Source organism: Kibdelosporangium persicum, from assembly GCF_013280595.1.
Lineage (GTDB): Bacteria > Actinomycetota > Actinomycetes > Mycobacteriales > Pseudonocardiaceae > Kibdelosporangium > Kibdelosporangium persicum.
In genome coordinates, this window is the sequence record NZ_JAAATY010000004.1 from 1 (window position 1) to 15,966 (window position 15,966).

The window sequence follows — 15,966 nt, forward strand, 5'->3', positions numbered from 1 at the left end:
CTAGTGTCCTGAGTCATTAATTCGCGCGCAGTGTGTAGGGTGTGGCATGCCTAACCCGAAGCTGCCTGAGTTGGTGTTGTCGGGCGTTGAGACACGGACGTTGCAGGGGTGGACGCGGCGCCGCAAGACGGCGCAGGCGTTGGCGTTGCGGTCTCGGATCGTGTTGCGGTGCGCGGAGGGCGGGTCGAACAGCGAGGTCGCCGCGGAGCTGGGGATCCAGCGTGGGACAGTGGCGAAGTGGCGTTCGCGGTTCGTCGCCGATCGGCTGGACGGGTTGCTTGACGAGCCTCGCCCTGGGCGTCCTCGCACGATCACCGACGAACAGGTCGAGGAGGTGATCGCCAAGACGCTGGAGTCGACGCCGGACAACGCCACGCACTGGTCGACACGGTCGATGGCCGCTGAGTCCGGGATGACTCAGACCGCGGTGTCGCGGATCTGGCGCGCCTTCGGGCTCCAGCCACACAAACAGGAATCCTGGAAGCTGTCCAAGGACCCTCTGTTTGTCGACAAGGTCAAGGATGTGGTCGGGCTCTACCTCGCGCCGCCCGAGCGTGCGGTGGTGTTGTGCGTGGACGAGAAGTCTCAGATCCAGGCGCTGGACCGCACCGCACCAACCTTGCCGCTGCTGCCCGGCACACCGCAGCGCGCCACGCACGACTACGTCCGGCACGGCACCTCCAGCCTGTATGCCGCGCTGGACATCACCACCGGCAAGGTCATCGGCCGCTTGCACGCGCGGCACCGCGCGATCGAGTTCAAGAAGTTCTTGGCCGCCATCGACAAGGAAGTGCCCGCGGATCTGGCGGTGCACCTGGTGATGGACAACGCCTCGACCCACAAAACACCGGCCGTCCGACGTTGGCTGCTTGCCCATCCCCGGTTCGTCGTGCACTTCACTCCGACTTCCAGTTCCTGGCTCAATCTCGTCGAACGGTGGTTCTCCGAACTGACCACCAAGAAACTCCAACGCGGAGCCCACACCAGCACCCGCGCGCTCAACCGCGACATCCGCGCCTGGATCGAGACCTGGAACGACAATCCCCGGCCCTACGTCTGGACTAAGACCGCCGACCACATCCTTGACTCCATCGCCCACTACTGCAGGCGAATTAATGCCTCAGGACACTAGTCCGCGTCCAGCACCGCGCGCACCAGGCCGGGGAACCGGGTCTCCAGTTCGTCGAGACGCAGGGTGTTCATCCGCTGCCTGCCGTCGTCGTACTGGCGGAGGATGCCGGCCTTGCGCAGGGTCCGGAAGTGATGGCTGAGGGTCGACGCCGCGATCGACAGGCCGAACGTGCCGCACGGCCGGTCGCCCTCGGCGATCAGCAGCCGCACGATCCGGCGCCGCGTGGGGTCGGCCAGTGCCTTCAGCACGTCGTCGACCTCGACGGAGTTGATCTCTGGGTGGGACACCGGCGCCCAACGCCCCATGGGCATTCCTGACGAACCTCTCAGCTTCTCTTCGACGCTTTACGAAGACTGTACCCGCGCTCCGGTCTATTCGACACACATCGAAGAGAACGGAGCTTCGTCATGAGAACCCCCTTCGTCTTCATGGCTGTGGCGGCGGCATGCGTGCTCTCCGCCGCTCCCGCGGCCGCGTCCGACTACTACCCGCATCCCGCGCCGCTCGGCCCCGAACGTCCTTACGAGGCAACCGTGCCCGGCCCGGACAACTTCGAGTCAGGCACGGCGTACGTCGAACGGCTGGGCACCGGCATATCGGTCACGTTCGACGGCCACCGTTCCACCGCGACGGGCGAGAAGCCGGCGGCGCCCCGCGAGTTCGTGTTCCTGTTCGACAACTCGATCCGCTTCGACCTGACCGCGTTCCCGACCTGCTCACGCGAGCAGTTCGCGGCCTCGGCCTGCCCGCCGGGCTCGAAGGTGGGCGCCGGGCATGCCCGGTTCTACCCGACCGGCACCGCCGACGTGGCGGTCTACAACACCAAGTTCGCCAACGGCATGCGTGGCGTGCTGATCACGATCCCGGCCACCGGCGCGGTCTTCGAGAACACCCTCGAACCGGTTGTCGGCCGTTACCAGCGCGACTACACCTGGGGCCTGCACGAGATCATCCAGCCGGACAACACCCCACCGGCGCAACGCGGCTCCACCACGAGCTTCCTGGTCACGTTCGGCGCCACCTGGCAGGGCGAGGACTTCGTGAAATCCCATGCCAGGCCGGGCAAGGAGCTGCACCTGGGCGTATGGAGCCACTACGTGACGGGTCAGCGGACCCTCAAAGAAGGCACGACTGTCATGCCGTGACCCGCACAAAAAACTCCTCCCGGCACCCCCGAGCGTGGCTCGCGGTGCCGGGAGGAGTTCCCGTCAGGACGTTCCGCTAGTCGGGCTGCAACCAGGAGACCTGGGTGAGCTGCTGGCCCTGCTTGCGGGTGATCAGCACACCACGGCCGGGCGGGAGCTGCTTGGACTTGTACGTACCGAGCAGCACACCCTCGTCCTTGCTCGCGCTCATCACCATGCCGGGGCTGGAGAGTTCCTTCAGCTTGCCGATGATCGGGTCGAAGGACGCCCGCGACGCGCCACCGGAACGGCGGGCGACGATCATGTGCATACCGACGTCCTTGGCCTGCGGCAGGAACTCCTGCAACGGCTGTAGCGGGTTGCCGGCCTGGGTGGCCACCAGGTCGTAGTCGTCGACGATGACGAACAGTTCCGGACCCGTCCACCAGGAACGGCTCTTCAACTGCTCCTGCGTGGTGTCGGGACCCGGCAGCCGCTTCTTCAGCGAGCCGACGACGTCCTTCATCATCTCGTTGAGCTGGTTGGCCGAGACCGCGTAACCCAGCAGGTGCCCGGTGTTGATGAAGCCCAGCATGGTGCGGCGGTAGTCGACCAGCAGGATGACCACCTGGTCCTCGGAGTACCGCTCCATGATCCCGCGCACGATGGTGCGCAGCAGGTTCGTCTTGCCGGACTCGCCGTCGGCGAACGCCAGGAAGTGCGGCTCGGCGTCGAAGTCGAGGTAGACGGGCGCCAGCTCGTCCTCGTTCACGCCGATCGGGATCAACCTGGTGTTGCGGTGCTTGTCCTGCTTGAGCAGGTCGTCGTACGCCATCATGTCCGGCAGCAGGCGCACCGGCGGCGCCACCGGCCCGCGCCAGCACTGGCGGATCTTGTTCGCCGCGTCCTGCACACCGGCACCCACGTCCTCGGCGTTCGACGAACCGTCGATCCGCGGCAGGCCGACGAGGAAGTGCAGCTTGTCGCGCGACAGACCACGACCGGGACGACCGGCTGGCACGTTCACCGCGACCCGGCGGTCGATGTCCGACTCGGTCGGGTCACCGAGCCGCAGCTCGAACCGGGTGCCCATCAGGTCCTTGACCGCCGGGCGGATCTCCGCCCACCGGTTGGCCGCCACGATCACGTGCACGCCGTAGGACAGACCCTGCGCGACCAGGTTGACCACCTGGGCCTCGAGCGCCTCGAACTCCTGCCGGAAGTTCAGCCAGCCGTCGACGATCAGGAACACGTCACCGAACGGGTCGTCGGTCACCTGGCCCTGCCGCTTGCGGTTGCGGAACTCGACCATCGAGTCGATGCCCAGGTCACGGAACTGCTGCTCCCGCTCGGCGATCAGCGAGGTGATCTCGGCGACCATCCGGCGGGCCAGGTCCGGGTCCAGCCTGGACGCCACACCACCGACGTGCGGCAGGCCACGCAGCGAGGCGAGCGTTCCACCACCGAGGTCGAGGCAGTAGAACTGCGCTTCCTGCGGGGTGTGCGTCAGCGCCATCGACATCACGAGGGTCCGCAGCAGCATCGACTTGCCGGACTGCGGACCGCCGACGATCGCGGCGTGCCCGGCGGCACCGGAGAAGTCCGCCCACAGCAGATCACGACGCTGCTCGAACGGCTTGTCGATGATGCCCAGCGGCACCTGGAGCCGGCCGTTGGCGAAGTGCCCCGGCACGGTCATGCCGCGGTCCTCCGTGGGCTGCAACGGCGACAGCAGCGTGTCCAGCGAGTTGGGTGTCTCCAGCGGCGGCAGCCACACCTCGTGCGCGGGCGGGCCCTGGTTGATCAGCCGCGAGACGATCACGTCCAGCTCGCTGGCCTCGGTGCCGCCTTCCGGCTTCTGCTCCTTGGGCTGCTCGACCGGCCTGATCGGCTCCTTGGGGATCTCGATGTAGTCCGGGACGAACAGCCGCGGCCGCTTGTCACTGGTCACCGGTGCGGACGGGCCGGCCTGCTGCATGCCCGCCGGCCGGTACGGACCGGACACATAGGACGCCTTGAACCGCACCATGGTCGAGGTGTCGAACTTCAGGTACCCCGAACCCGGGATGGACGGCAGTTCGAACGCGTCCGGGACGCCGATGGCCGCACGGGATTCCGCGGCGGAGAACGTCTTCAGGCCGATCCGGTACGACAGGTGCGAGTCCAGGCCGCGCAGCTTGCCTTCCTCCAGCCGCTGCGACGCCAGCAACATGTGCATTTGCAGCGACCGGCCCAGCCGGCCGATCGCGACGAACAGGTCGATGAAGTCCGGCTTGGCCGACAGCAGCTCGGAGAACTCGTCGACCACGATGAACAGCGCGGGCAACGGGTCGAGGTCGGCGCCGTTCTCGCGCGCTTTCTCGTACTCCCAGACGTTCTTGAAGTTGCCGCCGTTCTTCAGCGCCTCCTGGCGCCGGTTCATCTCACCGGCCAGCGCGTCCTTCATCCGGTCGACCAGCGTCAGGTCGCCCTGAAGGTTGGTGATGGTCGCGGCGACGTGCGGCGCGTCGTCCAGACCGAGGAACGTCGCACCACCCTTGAAGTCCACCAGGACGAAGTTGAGGATCGTCGACGAGTGCGTGGCCAGCATGCCCAGCACCAGGGTCCTGAGGAACTCCGACTTACCGGAACCGGTGGCGCCGATGCACAGGCCGTGCGGGCCCATGCCCTCCATCGCCGCCTCTTTGATGTCCAGCTCGACCGCCTGGCCGAACTCGCCGACCCCGAACGGGACCCGGTAACGGTCGCGGACCGGGCGGGGCCGCCACGCCTGCTGCACGTCGAACGTCATCGGGTCGCCCGGGATGCCGAGCAGTTCCAGCAGCGTCGGATTGGACAGCAGCGGCTCCTCCTCGCCGGTGTCCGCGGCGCCCGTGCCGAGCCGGTACGGGGAAAGCTTGCGCGCCAACGCTTCCGCCTCGGCGATGCTCAGCGTGTCCGGCGCGCCGAACCACTCGACGCCGCTCGCGCTGCGCGCACCGAGCCGCTTGGGCTCGACGACCAGGCGCAGACCACGCCGCGCGGTCAGGTTGCCCAGCGAGTCCGACAGGTCGAGCAGGGTGACGCCGATCAGGCCCTCCTCGAGGAGGATCTGCTCCTCACGGGTGACGTCGCCGTCGTCGATCACGATCACGATGTGCGGCTGGTCCGGCTGCGGCGGCGCGTTGCGGGTGAACCGCTGCCGGTCGCGCAGCTGCTCGTCGAGCCACTGCTCGACCTGGGCGAGCGAACCGGCCATCAGCCGCATCTGGCCGATGCCGTCGACCATCGTGGGGTGCTGGGCGTGCGGCAGCCACTTCGCCCACTCCCACTCCGCCTTGGCGCGCCCGGCGGTCACGACCGCGACCAGCACGTCGTCCGGCGTGTGGAACGTCACCAGCTGGGCGAGCATCGCCCTGGCCAGGCCGCGGGTCAGCTCCTTGTCCCCGGTCATGCTGACCGCGGCGAAGTTGCGGATCGCCAGCGAGATCGGCAGATCCGGGACGATCGAGTGGCCGCGCACGAACCGGCGCAGGGCCAGCGTGGCGATCGGCTCCAGCTCGTCGACCGGACCGGTCTGCGGCGGGACGAGCCTGGTGGCCAACCGGGTGGACGCGCGCCCGACCCGCAGGTGGCAGAAGTCGGCGTCGGCCTGACGGCGCTCCCACATCCGCCGGGAGGTCGCGATCGACCACAGCGCCTGCGGGTCCGGGTGGATCCACTCGCGCTCGGACCGCTGGTCACGGGCGGCCTCACGGGCCCGGTCGCGCATCTGGCCGAGGTAACGCAGGTAGTCCTTGCGGTCCTCGTTCATCTCGGCCTTCTTCTGCCCGCCGCCACGGCCACCGCCGCCCGCGAACATGCCGACCATCGAGAACATCATCATGACCGGGAACAGCAGCGTCATCGGGTTGCGCGCCTGCGGGCCGCCGAGGGTGAACATCACGACGACCATGCCGAGCATGGCCACGATCATGACCACCGGCATCATCTTCATCAGGATGCTGCCGGGGATGACGCGTGGTACCTCGGGCGGTGGCTCGAGGTGCACCTCGCCACCCGGGGGGCGGGGTGCGGCAAGGCGTGGCAAACGCTTGAACTGCAGCGTGCTCACGGTGTGGGCCCCTCTTCGACGCTTGGGAAGACGTGTTTGTGCGGAACCGCCAGCGGAGGTGATCCCGGTGCGGCCATACTAGGGGCGCCCACCGACAGGGATACGGCATTCGGTGAAGAAGTATCCCGCCAAGTGGGCGACCGCATAGGGTCAAGCAAGGTTGAAGATGGTCTCGAAGGGGGCAGGCGTGGCTACCGGTACGACGGTGTTCAGCAGGGTGACAGTCGTCGCGCCGAGAACGCGCATCGACGTCGCGCTACCGGCTGACGTGTCAGTGGCCGACCTGCTGCCGATGCTGCTGGACATGGCGAAGGAGACGTCGCAGGACGGCGGCGCCCGGCACGGCGGCTGGTGCCTGGCCAAACTGGGCGACAGCCCGCTCGACCCGAGCCGCACGCTCGGCTCGCTCGGCATCGTCGACGGCGACATGCTGCAGTTGCGCAAGCGCAACGAGAACCCGCCGCCCCCGCTGTACGACGACGTGGTCGACGCGATCGCGGAGTCCAGCCCGGACAGCTTCCGGCCGTGGACCAAGCAGACGGCCAACCGCATCGGGTACATCGCCGGTGCGCTGGCGTTGGTCATCGCGGCCGTCACGGTGTTCCTCGCCGGTCCCGTCGGCGGCGGCTCCCAGCTCGCCGCGGCGATCGCGGCCGGTGCGACCGCGGTGGTCGCCGTGGCCGCGGGTGCCGTGGTCGCGCGGGCGTACCAGGCGACGACCGCGGGCGTGCTGATCGCCGCGGCCGGTGGACTGCCGATGGCCTTCGTGAGCGGCATCTACATCGTCCCCGACGGCCTGGGCGCGGCGAACTACCTGCTCGGCTCGGCGCTGATGGGCATCGTGGCGTCGGCGTCGATCCTGCTGATCGGTGCGGGCGTGACCACGTTCGTGGCGGCGGGCACGGCGTCGGTGTTCGGCATCCTGGCGTTCACCGTGGGGACGTTGATCGACCACCCGGCGCCCGGCATCGCGGCCGGAACGGCGGCCGCCGCGCTCGCGGGCATCTCGATGCTGCCGAGGCTGACGATCCAGCTGGCGAAACTGCCGCTGCCGAACGTGCCGGGCAGCGCGGAGGACCTCAAAGAGGACACGGCCATGCCGGACTACCGCGCGATCGAGCGCCGGGCCGGACTGGCACACGAGTACATGACCGGCATGATCGTCGGCAGCGGGACCGTCGCCGCGATCTCGGCGATGATCAGCGCGACAGCCCCCGGTGTCTGGGGCGTCATCACCGCGGTCGTGGTCACGCTCGTGCTGTTACTGCGCGGCCGGACGTACGCCAACGGCAGCCAGGCGGTCGCCCTGCTGGCGACCGGGATGCTGTCCGGGGCGGGCGTGCTGATCGGCTGGCTGATCGTGGCCGGCTCGTTCGACCGGCTGCTGTGGGTGTTCGGCTCGCTGATGCTGATCGCGGCGGCCGCGCTCGTGCTCGGTGTGATCTTCCCCGAGCAGCGGTTCTCGCCGCCGCTGCGGCGGGCTGTCGAAGTGTTCGAGGCGATCTGCATCGCGGCCGTGCTGCCGCTCGCGCTCGCCGTGATGGACCTGTACTCGACGTTGCGGCACTTGGACTTCAGGATCTGATGGCTACCCGGACGCGAACCAGGATCGCGGCGCTCACCGCCGCCGCGGGGCTGTTGCTGGCCCAGCCGGCCTTCGCGCAGCAGCAGAAACAGCCGCCACCGGCCTCCGGCCCCGTACCACCGAAGGTGGACGTGAACCGGCCGGTGATCACCGACACCGCGGCGCCGCCTGCCACCCCCGACTACGCGCTGAAGGGCGGGTGCATCGGCTCGCTGAGCAACGGCCAGTTCGCCCTGCCGAACAAGCCGTGGGGCCAGCAGCAGTTGCGGATCGAGGAAGCGCACGCGTTCGCCACCGGCAAGGGCCAGATGGTCGCGGTGATCGACACGGGTGTGCGTGAGCACAGGTACTTCGAAGGCCGCGTGGTCAAAGGGCCTGACTACGTCAACAAGAACCAGAACTCGTTGGAGGACTGCGACGGGCACGGCACCGAAGTAGCCGGGATCATCGCGGCGAACAGCCCGGACCTGGGCAGGATCGGGTTCACCGGGGTGGCGCCGGACGCGAAGATCCTGGCGATCCGGCAGTCGAGCGAGCTCTACAAGGGCACGCCCGCGCCGACCCCGCAGGACCCCCGGCCGCAAGAGCAGTCGGCGGGTGACCTCAGGACGCTGGCGCAGGCGGTCCGGCACGCGGCGGACAACGACGAAGTCACCGTGATCAACATGTCGGTGGACAACTGCCGTGAGGCGAAGTTCGCGATCTCCGAGCCGGAGAAGGACCTGCAGCGGGCGCTGCGGTACGCGGTGGACAACGACAAGGTCGTGGTGGCCTCCGCGGGCAACGTGGGGAAGAACTGCACGGACGCGAAGAACGGCCCGGACCCCAACCAGCCGACGCACATCGTGACTCCGCCGTGGTTCGCCGACGACGTGATCTCGGTGGCGGCGGTGAACCGCAACGGCAACCTGGCACCGTTCAGCGTGCAGGGCCCGTGGGTCAGTGTGGCGGCGCCGGGCACGGAGATCATCTCGCTGGACCCGGGTGGCGAGCTGGCGAACCTGACCATCCAGGGCGACCAGCGGGTGCAGATCCAGGGCACGAGCTTCGCGGCGCCGTACGTCGCCGGGCTCGCGGCGCTGATCCGCGAACGCTTCCCGAACCTGACCGCCCGTCAGGTGATGAACCGGATCAAGATGACCGCACAGCACCCGGCGGCGCCCGGCGGCCGGGACAACCTGGTCGGCTACGGCATGATCAACCCGATCGCCGCGCTGACCGCGATGGTTCCGCCGGAGTTCGGCATCCCGGCCGACAAGGCGGAGACCATGCCCGCGAGCATGCCGCCGATCCGGCCGAAGAACTGGACCCCGATAACTGTGGCGCTGATCGGCGCGGGCGGTGGCGTGGTCCTGTTGTTGCTGACGCTGTTCGTCATGCACGCCGTCCGCCGCAACAAGGACGATCCCGCCGAATCCTGAGACGATGACCGCTGCACTCAGCATGCTGAATGCTGAGTGCAGCGTTGTCTGTTGTCCGGGAGGGTGAGCGTGGGTCCGGAGTGGGATGGCCGCTGTATTCCGCATGCTGAGTGTTGAGTGCAGCGTTGTCCGTTGTAGCAAGGGCGAGTTTGAGTCCGGAGTGGATGGCGGCTGCACTCAGCATGCTGAATGCTGAGTGCAGCGTTGTCTGTTGTCCGGAGGGTGAGCGTGGGTCCGGAGTGGATGGCGGCTGCACTCAGCATGCTGAGTGTTGAGTGCAGCGTTGTCCGTTGTAGCAAGGGCGAACTTGAGTCCTGAGAGGATGGCCGCTGCACTTCGCATGCTGAGTGTTGAATGCTGAATGCAGGGCCGCCGGGAGGCTCAGTTCCCGCAGGACCGGGGAGTTGACCGACGCGCATGTGTCGACCTCGGTGGCTGGCGGGTCGGGCTGCTCGCTCGACGTCTCGGTGTACGTCTCGTGCCAGGACATGTGCTTCACCAGCACTTTGCGGAACGCCGCCTGAACTTCGTGTTCTGTATTCCCGAACTCCGTGTTCTGTATTCAGAGTGCAGGCATGGGAGACCGCCCAGCGGCTGTCCTGCGCTGCCCTGAACATTGAATTCAGAGTGCGGAATTCAGGATGGCCGACGTTCGCACCACCAGCGGCAAGGCGGGCGGAGCGGCAGACCAAGGCGGCTGAGCAAGGCACGCAGAAGGGCTGACCAAGGCGGGCAGAGGGGCTGACCAAGGCGGGCAGAGCGGCTGAGGCAGAGGGGCTGAGCGAGGCGGCTGAGCAAGGTGGCAGAGAAAGCCTTGCGTCTCAATCTCTTGCGGGGATCGGCCTCCGACGGGGCCTCGCTGTGCCATCTGCTGGCGTGGCGGTGACCGTCGTTTTTATGCGTGCTGGTCGTTTCGACTGGGCGGAGTGCCGTCCAGTTGCGACACGACTGCGACGCGGCGGAGACGGCGGGCTGACCTGAGGGCAGCACCGTCGGTGCCATGACGAATGTTCAACCGGCGGTTCGCCCGGTCGCCGCGCGCAGGGCCCAGCTACCCGCGCTGGACGGGTTGCGCGGGATCGCGATCCTGGGGGTGCTGCTGTTCCACACCGGTCACCTGCCCGGTGGGTTCCTCGGGGTGGACCTGTTCTTCGCGCTGTCCGGTTATCTCATCACCGATCTGCTGCTGCGCGAGGTCGAAGCCACCGGCACGGTGTCGCTGGTCGCTTTCTGGGGCCGGCGGATTCGTCGGTTGCTGCCCGCGCTGGCGGCCATGCTCGCCGCGGTCACCGTGTTGGTGTGGCTGGTGGCATCGCGGGATGTCGTACGGACCACGCTCACGGATGGCCCGTGGGTGCAGTTGAACCTGCTCAACTGGCACCTGCTGGCGGAGTCGGCCGGTTACTGGGACCGGTTCGGGTCGGCGCGGGTGTTCGAGCACCTGTGGAGCATCGCGGTCGAGGAGCAGTTCTACCTGGTGTGGCCGGTCCTGGTGCTGATCATCGCCCGGTGTGGGTGGCGGGCGGACCGCTGGGTCGTGGTGGCCGCGGTCGTGGCTTCGGCCGGATCTCTGGCGTTGATGATCACGCTGGTCAGCTCGGCGGATCCGAGCCGGGTCTACACCGGCACCGACACCAGGGCATTCTCATTGTTGCTGGGTGCGATGGTCGCCACGCGGCAGGCGCGTGTCCTTCTGGCCCGGGTCACCGGTCGAGTGGCGGGTGCGGTGCTGGCGTCGTTGGCCGTCGGGATCGGTGTGCTGTGGTGGTTCGCCGACGGGGTGAATTCGCTGTGGCTGTTCACCGGCGGGCTCTTCGCGCACTCGCTGGCCGCTGCGCTGCTGATCGGGTTGTGTGTGCGGGCGCCGGACACGGCTGTCGCCAATGTGCTTGCCTGGCAACCACTGCGGTGGCTGGGGCTGATCTCCTACAGCCTTTATCTGTGGCACTGGCCCGTTTCCGTGCTGCTTTCCGAGCTGTGGACCGGACTCGGTGCGTGGGCTCAGACCTTCGTGGTGTGCGCCGTGTCGATCGGCCTGGCCACGCTGTCGAAGTATCTGGTCGAGGACCCGATCCGGTTTCGCGCGCAGTGGGCCACGGGACGGAGCGGCGTGTTCGCGTTCGCCGCGGTCATGGCGGGCATGGCCGTGTTGTGGCTGGCACTGCCCGCCCCGGCACCGCCGACGATCGACATCACCGGACTCAACTGATCACCCCCACGAACGATTCCGGATCTGCCCCCGATCACGTGATCAGGGGGCAGGTCCGTTCCTTCTCCGATTCGGGAGTCGACAGGGTGAACCTGACTCGCACTTTCATGGCCCGCGATCCACCACTCTGCACGTGGACGGCGAGCGCCGTGCACACGAGCTGGTCGATGCCAAGGCTGGTCACGTCGCGCACGGTGAACGGCACGAACAGCTGGATCGCACCGGGTTCGGTGGTCACCCCGACGCGGGTGACCGTGCCCGGCTTGATCTCCGTGCGCAGGCCCGAGTCACTGGGCCCGGTCAGCAGCAGTGCCACCGCCTCGGAAATCGTGCCCAGGTGCTCGGTCTCTCGCAGCTGCGGTCGGAGCTGATGCCGCGCGTCGACGAAGTACAGCGTCACTCCAGGCGCGACGCCGGTCGGGGCCTCACCCCCGGCGGCCGGTCCGGCGGGCTCGATTCCGCAACCCGCGAGTAGGAGCCCTGCCACCACCAGCCAGATCCGTTTCACCGGTCCTCCAGATCCCGTGGCAACGTCAGCACGAACCGCGCGCCGCCGCCGTGCAGGCGGGCGCTTTCCAGCGAGATCGCCAGTCCGGGCCCGCTGCCTGGGGGATCGCCTTCGATGAGCTGTATCACCACCACATGATCAGTATGGACAGAGCCTGGCCGCGTCGCCGGGCTCGTGGTTTCTGCGACACAACCGCGACAGAGCGGCGCAGCGGCCGGGACACACCGACGGCACGGTCGAGACCATGACCACGACACGACGTCTCGTCCTCGGCCTGACCGGGCTGCTCCTGACGACCGCGGCCTGTTCGGGCCCGTCCACCACCACCACCGCGGCCGCCGTGGGCACAGCGGCTGCGGAACAGTCCAAGGTGCTCCTCCTGGGCGACTCCATCGCGGTGGGTCAGGCGCTGCCATTGGCCGCCGCGTTCGCAGCCGGTGGTGTCGACTTCCAGTCCATCGCCGCCGAAGGCGGGGGGAACGTCGTCGGACCGGCCTCCGACGAGCGCTGGAAGGAACTGCCCGGGCACATCTCCGCCGCCAAACCCTCCGTGGTCGTCTACCAGATCACCACCTACGACTGGGGCAGCGAGCCGGAGCAGCAGGCCGCCTACGAGAAGCTGCTGAACACGGTGACCGGCGCCGGCGCGAAACTGGTCTTCGTCACGATGCCACCGATCAGGCCGGGCGACTTCTACCAGCCACACATGGCCGAGCTGGCGCGCACCCCGGACGTTGCCCGCACGGTCGCGGCGCGGTCGTCAGGCCAGGCCGTCGTGCTCGACGCCGGCGAGGTGTGGGGCACCACCTACCAGCAGACCAAGGACGGCAAAGCCGACCGCAGCGCCGACGGCATCCACACCTGCCCGCAGGGCGCCGCTCGTTTCACCGGTTGGCTTCTCACCCAACTGGCGAAGGTGCTTCCGGGCTTCACACCCCCGGCTGCGGAAACCTGGGCCAACACCGGCTGGTCGGCCGACAAGCACTTCAAGGGCTGCTGACCGGACACCGCACCGGCCGCGCGGGTGGACCACTCGCGCGGCCGTCGTACCTCGGCGGAGGTGGATCTCGATCATCCACTCACCTGAGTGCCGTTGCAGTACTAGTCGGACCGGTAAGCCGCGATGGCAAGAGCCGCGCCCACAACGGCCACCGTGAGGTTGGCGTACAGCTCGTACCCGGCAAGAAAGTCGATGTTGGGAATCACCCAGCGGTTCACGGAGTTCAGCACGAACCCGAAGAACGGCTGGTAGAACAAGTGATCAATGGTCCCGCTGATCCCGACAAGCAGCAGCAGGATGCCCAGCGCCGACACGACCTTCCGCATGGTGCCCAACGCTACGAACCCGACCCGCCCCAGGGATCGGCCGGAGGAACCGCGCGGTCCGACCAAAGTATCAACTTTCCGGCCGGGCCCGGCCACCCGCGTACAGTCCGGGAAATATGAAGCGCCGCCGCGGTGTCCGTGACTGGATCGTGGACACGTTGCTGTTCGTGTTCGCGGCGTTGATCGGGCTGCTCGCGGCGAACGAGCGGCTGAACGGCAACGCCCCGATGCCGGATCCGCGGTGGCTCTTCGACGTCGACCAGATGTTCGGTCTGCTGGCGTGCGGCTCGATCTGGGTCCGCAAACGCTGGCCGGTCCAGCTCTGCCTGATCCTGCTGGCCGTTTCGACGTTCTCCGAGCTGACCGCGGGCGCGATGATCGTGTCCCTGTTCACCGTCGCGGTGCATCGGCCGCCGAAGGTCTCGGTGCCGGTGTTCGCGCTGAGCATCGTGTCGGGGATGATCTTCGTGCTGGTCCGCCCGGAGGCGGGTGAGCCGTTGGCGACGATGGTCTGGGGCACCTTGCTCCAGGGCAGCGCGGTCGGGTGGGGTCTGTTCATCCACCACCGCCGTCAGCTGATCATCTCCTTGAAGGACCGGGCGGATCGGGCCGAGACCGAGGCGCGGCTACGGGCGCACCAGGTCCGGGAGGAGATCGCCAGGGAGATGCACGACGTCCTCGGCCATCGCCTTTCGCTGCTGAGCGTGCACGCGGGCGCGCTCGAGTACAACCCGGCCGCGCCGGCCGACGACATCGCCAGAGCCGCCAAGGTGATCAGGGAAAGCGCGCATCAGGCGTTGCAGGATCTCCGTGAGGTCATCGGGGTTCTGCGGGCTCCTGTCGGTGAACTGCCGCAGCCGACGTTGGCCGACATCTCGACCCTCGTCACGGAGTCACGCCGGGCGGGCATGAACGTCCGGCTGTGCCAGCAGCTCACCGGGACGGTCCCGGACCTGCTCGGCCGCACGAGTTACCGGATTGTCCAAGAAGGACTGACGAACGCCCGCAAACACGCGCCGGGCGCGGAGGTCCAGGTGACGCTCACCGGGCAACCGCGGGAGGGCATGACCGTCGAGGTCGTCAACACCCTCGACGAGCCGGTCGTCGAAGGCGCGGACGGCCAGGGCCTGAAAGGACTGGGCGAACGGGTGGCGCTGGCCGAAGGACGGCTGGAGCACGGGCCGACCACCGCGGGGTGGCGGCTCAAGGCATGGCTACCGTGGCCCGCGTGACTACTTCCGTCCTGATCGTCGACGACGATCCGTTGGTCCGTGCGGGCCTCGTCATGATGCTCGGCGGCGCGCCGGACATCACCGTTGTCGGCGAGGCGAAGGACGGGACCGAAGTGATGCCGTTGGTCGACCGGCACGCTCCGGACGTCGTGCTGATGGACATCCGGATGCCCGCGATGGACGGCCTGTCGGCGACCGAGGTGCTACGGGCCCGTGCCGACGCGCCCGAAGTGATCATCCTGACCACGTTCGACGCGGACGCCCACGTGCTGCGTGCGTTACGGGCGGGCGCGGCGGGATTTCTGCTCAAGGACACGCCGCCTGGTGAGATCGTCGACGCCGTTCGCCGGGTGGCGCAAGGCAGTCCGGTGCTGTCGCCCGCGGTGACCCGGCGGCTGATCGACCGTGTCGCCGAGACCGACTACGACAGGCGCCGGCTGGACGCGCGTGACCGTCTCGCCTTGTTGTCCGAGCGGGAACGGGAGGTCGCCGTCGCGGTCGGGCACGGCAAGTCCAACGCGGAGATCGCCGCGTCGCTGTACCTGAGCGTTCCCACGGTGAAAACGCACGTGTCCAGCGTGCTGACCAAACTGGACCTGAACAACCGGGTCCAGATCGCCTTGCTGGTGCACGACGCGGGGCTACTCGACGGTCAGTGACCGGACGATGTCGAGCATCTCGGCGCGGTAGACCGCCGCCGGGTCGTTCGACACGGAACCGAGGTGCCCGAATACCTCCAGCGTGACCAGGCCGTGCATCCGGCCCCACACCCGCAAGGCGAGTGCCATGGCGGCCGGCGAGAGGTCCGGGATGTCCGGCTGGAGCCTGTCCCGGTAGCTCGCCGGGAAGTCGCTCCACGTGAACCCGGTGTCAGTGGGCCGGCAAGCGTTTGCGACCAGCTGGTTGAGCCCGCCGCAGATCCGGCGTGCGGCCTGGTCGATCGGGTTCTCGTCGGCGGGCGGCTGGTAGCCGGGCACGGGATCGCCGTAGATCAGCCGGAAGCCCTGGGGGTTGGCCAGCGCCCACTCCCGCAGCGCGTGGCCCCACGCCAGCAGCTTCTCCTCCGGTGACGTCGCGGCGTCGCGTGCGGCTTCCAACGTGTCGGCGAGCGAGTTCCCGACGTCGCGGATCAGCGCGGTGACCAGGTCGTCGCGGGTCGGGAAGTAGCTGTAGATGGCACGCGCGGTCATGCCCATCTCCCTGGCGATGCCGCGCAGCGAGATCGCCCCCGGGCCGTCGGCCGCCATCTGGCGCAGGGCGATCTCGGTGATCTCCCGGGTCGTCTGTGCGCGAAGCCGTTCCCGCCTGGTCGGCATGACTTGATCCACAGTTGACA

Annotated in this window: 14 protein-coding genes; 8 read left to right on the forward strand and 6 right to left on the reverse strand. The window is 68.2% G+C overall.

The features are described from left to right. Nucleotides 1–46 precede the first annotated feature (46 nt). Nucleotides 47–1,132, forward strand: coding sequence for an IS630 family transposase (locus tag GC106_RS08935; protein ID WP_173126751.1), 1,086 nt, complete (start codon nt 47–49; stop codon nt 1,130–1,132). On the opposite strand, the gene GC106_RS08940 is transcribed toward GC106_RS08935, so the two are convergent. Continuing rightward, on the reverse strand, nt 1,129–1,437 hold the full coding sequence (locus GC106_RS08940) for an ArsR/SmtB family transcription factor (RefSeq protein WP_246365296.1): 309 nt from the start codon (nt 1,435–1,437) through the stop codon (nt 1,129–1,131). The genes GC106_RS08935 and GC106_RS08940 overlap by 4 nt on opposite strands. 102 nt (nt 1,438–1,539) lie before the next feature. On the opposite strand from GC106_RS08940, the gene GC106_RS08945 reads away from it, so the two are divergent. Beyond that, nucleotides 1,540–2,277 carry a hypothetical protein gene (locus tag GC106_RS08945; protein WP_173126756.1) on the forward strand — a complete coding sequence of 246 codons (738 nt, stop codon included), beginning with the start codon at nt 1,540–1,542 and terminating at the stop codon, nt 2,275–2,277. A gap of 76 nt (nt 2,278–2,353) precedes the next feature. On the opposite strand, the gene eccCa is transcribed toward GC106_RS08945, so the two are convergent. Beyond that, nucleotides 2,354–6,349: a type VII secretion protein EccCa gene (gene eccCa / locus GC106_RS08950; RefSeq protein ID WP_173126759.1), complete on the reverse strand. Its 3,996-nt coding sequence runs from the start codon at nt 6,347–6,349 to the stop codon at nt 2,354–2,356. 187 nt (nt 6,350–6,536) lie between these two features. Between eccCa and eccD the strand changes: the two genes are divergently transcribed. The 3 genes from eccD to GC106_RS08965 all read left to right on the forward strand — a co-directional run bounded on the left by eccD (nt 6,537) and on the right by GC106_RS08965 (nt 11,564). Beyond that, nucleotides 6,537–7,934, forward strand: coding sequence for a type VII secretion integral membrane protein EccD (gene eccD / locus GC106_RS08955; RefSeq protein WP_173126761.1), 1,398 nt, complete (start codon nt 6,537–6,539; stop codon nt 7,932–7,934). Further along, entirely contained in the window at nt 7,934–9,355 is a 1,422-nt protein-coding gene (mycP, locus tag GC106_RS08960) for a type VII secretion-associated serine protease mycosin (protein WP_173126764.1), read from the forward strand. The genes eccD and mycP overlap by 1 nt, the downstream gene beginning before the upstream one ends. 1,000 nt (nt 9,356–10,355) lie before the next feature. Further along, nucleotides 10,356–11,564: an acyltransferase family protein gene (locus GC106_RS08965; RefSeq protein ID WP_173126766.1), complete on the forward strand. Its 1,209-nt coding sequence runs from the start codon at nt 10,356–10,358 to the stop codon at nt 11,562–11,564. 34 nt (nt 11,565–11,598) lie between these two features. Here the strand turns inward: GC106_RS08965 and GC106_RS08970 are convergent, their stop codons facing one another. Together GC106_RS08970 and GC106_RS08975 are read right to left on the reverse strand one after the other, a co-directional pair. Continuing rightward, nucleotides 11,599–12,072 (reverse strand): hypothetical protein, encoded by a 474-nt coding sequence (locus tag GC106_RS08970; protein ID WP_173126769.1) that lies wholly within the window; start codon nt 12,070–12,072, stop codon nt 11,599–11,601. Beyond that, nucleotides 12,069–12,206: a hypothetical protein gene (locus tag GC106_RS08975; RefSeq protein ID WP_173126745.1), complete on the reverse strand. Its 138-nt coding sequence runs from the start codon at nt 12,204–12,206 to the stop codon at nt 12,069–12,071. The genes GC106_RS08970 and GC106_RS08975 overlap by 4 nt, the downstream gene beginning before the upstream one ends. A gap of 110 nt (nt 12,207–12,316) precedes the next feature. Here GC106_RS08975 and GC106_RS08980 point away from each other — a divergent pair, with 110 nt between their 5' ends. Beyond that, nucleotides 12,317–13,072 (forward strand): SGNH/GDSL hydrolase family protein, encoded by a 756-nt coding sequence (locus GC106_RS08980; RefSeq protein ID WP_173126772.1) that lies wholly within the window; start codon nt 12,317–12,319, stop codon nt 13,070–13,072. 101 nt (nt 13,073–13,173) lie between these two features. On the opposite strand, the gene GC106_RS08985 is transcribed toward GC106_RS08980, so the two are convergent. After that, nucleotides 13,174–13,398, reverse strand: coding sequence for a hypothetical protein (locus GC106_RS08985; protein ID WP_173126775.1), 225 nt, complete (start codon nt 13,396–13,398; stop codon nt 13,174–13,176). Between the two features lie 116 nt (nt 13,399–13,514). Here GC106_RS08985 and GC106_RS08990 point away from each other — a divergent pair, with 116 nt between their 5' ends. Then, nucleotides 13,515–14,630, forward strand: a complete 1,116-nt coding sequence (locus GC106_RS08990; RefSeq protein WP_173126778.1) for a sensor histidine kinase — start codon at nt 13,515–13,517, stop codon at nt 14,628–14,630. Next, nucleotides 14,609–15,289 (forward strand): response regulator transcription factor, encoded by a 681-nt coding sequence (locus GC106_RS08995; RefSeq protein ID WP_173126781.1) that lies wholly within the window; start codon nt 14,609–14,611, stop codon nt 15,287–15,289. The genes GC106_RS08990 and GC106_RS08995 overlap by 22 nt, the downstream gene beginning before the upstream one ends. Here the strand turns inward: GC106_RS08995 and GC106_RS09000 are convergent. Then, a complete protein-coding gene (locus GC106_RS09000; RefSeq protein WP_312872555.1) occupies nt 15,272–15,958 on the reverse strand; it encodes a TetR/AcrR family transcriptional regulator in 687 nt (228 codons plus the stop codon). The two genes, GC106_RS08995 and GC106_RS09000, sit on opposite strands and share 18 nt — an antisense overlap. Nucleotides 15,959–15,966 lie beyond the last annotated feature (8 nt).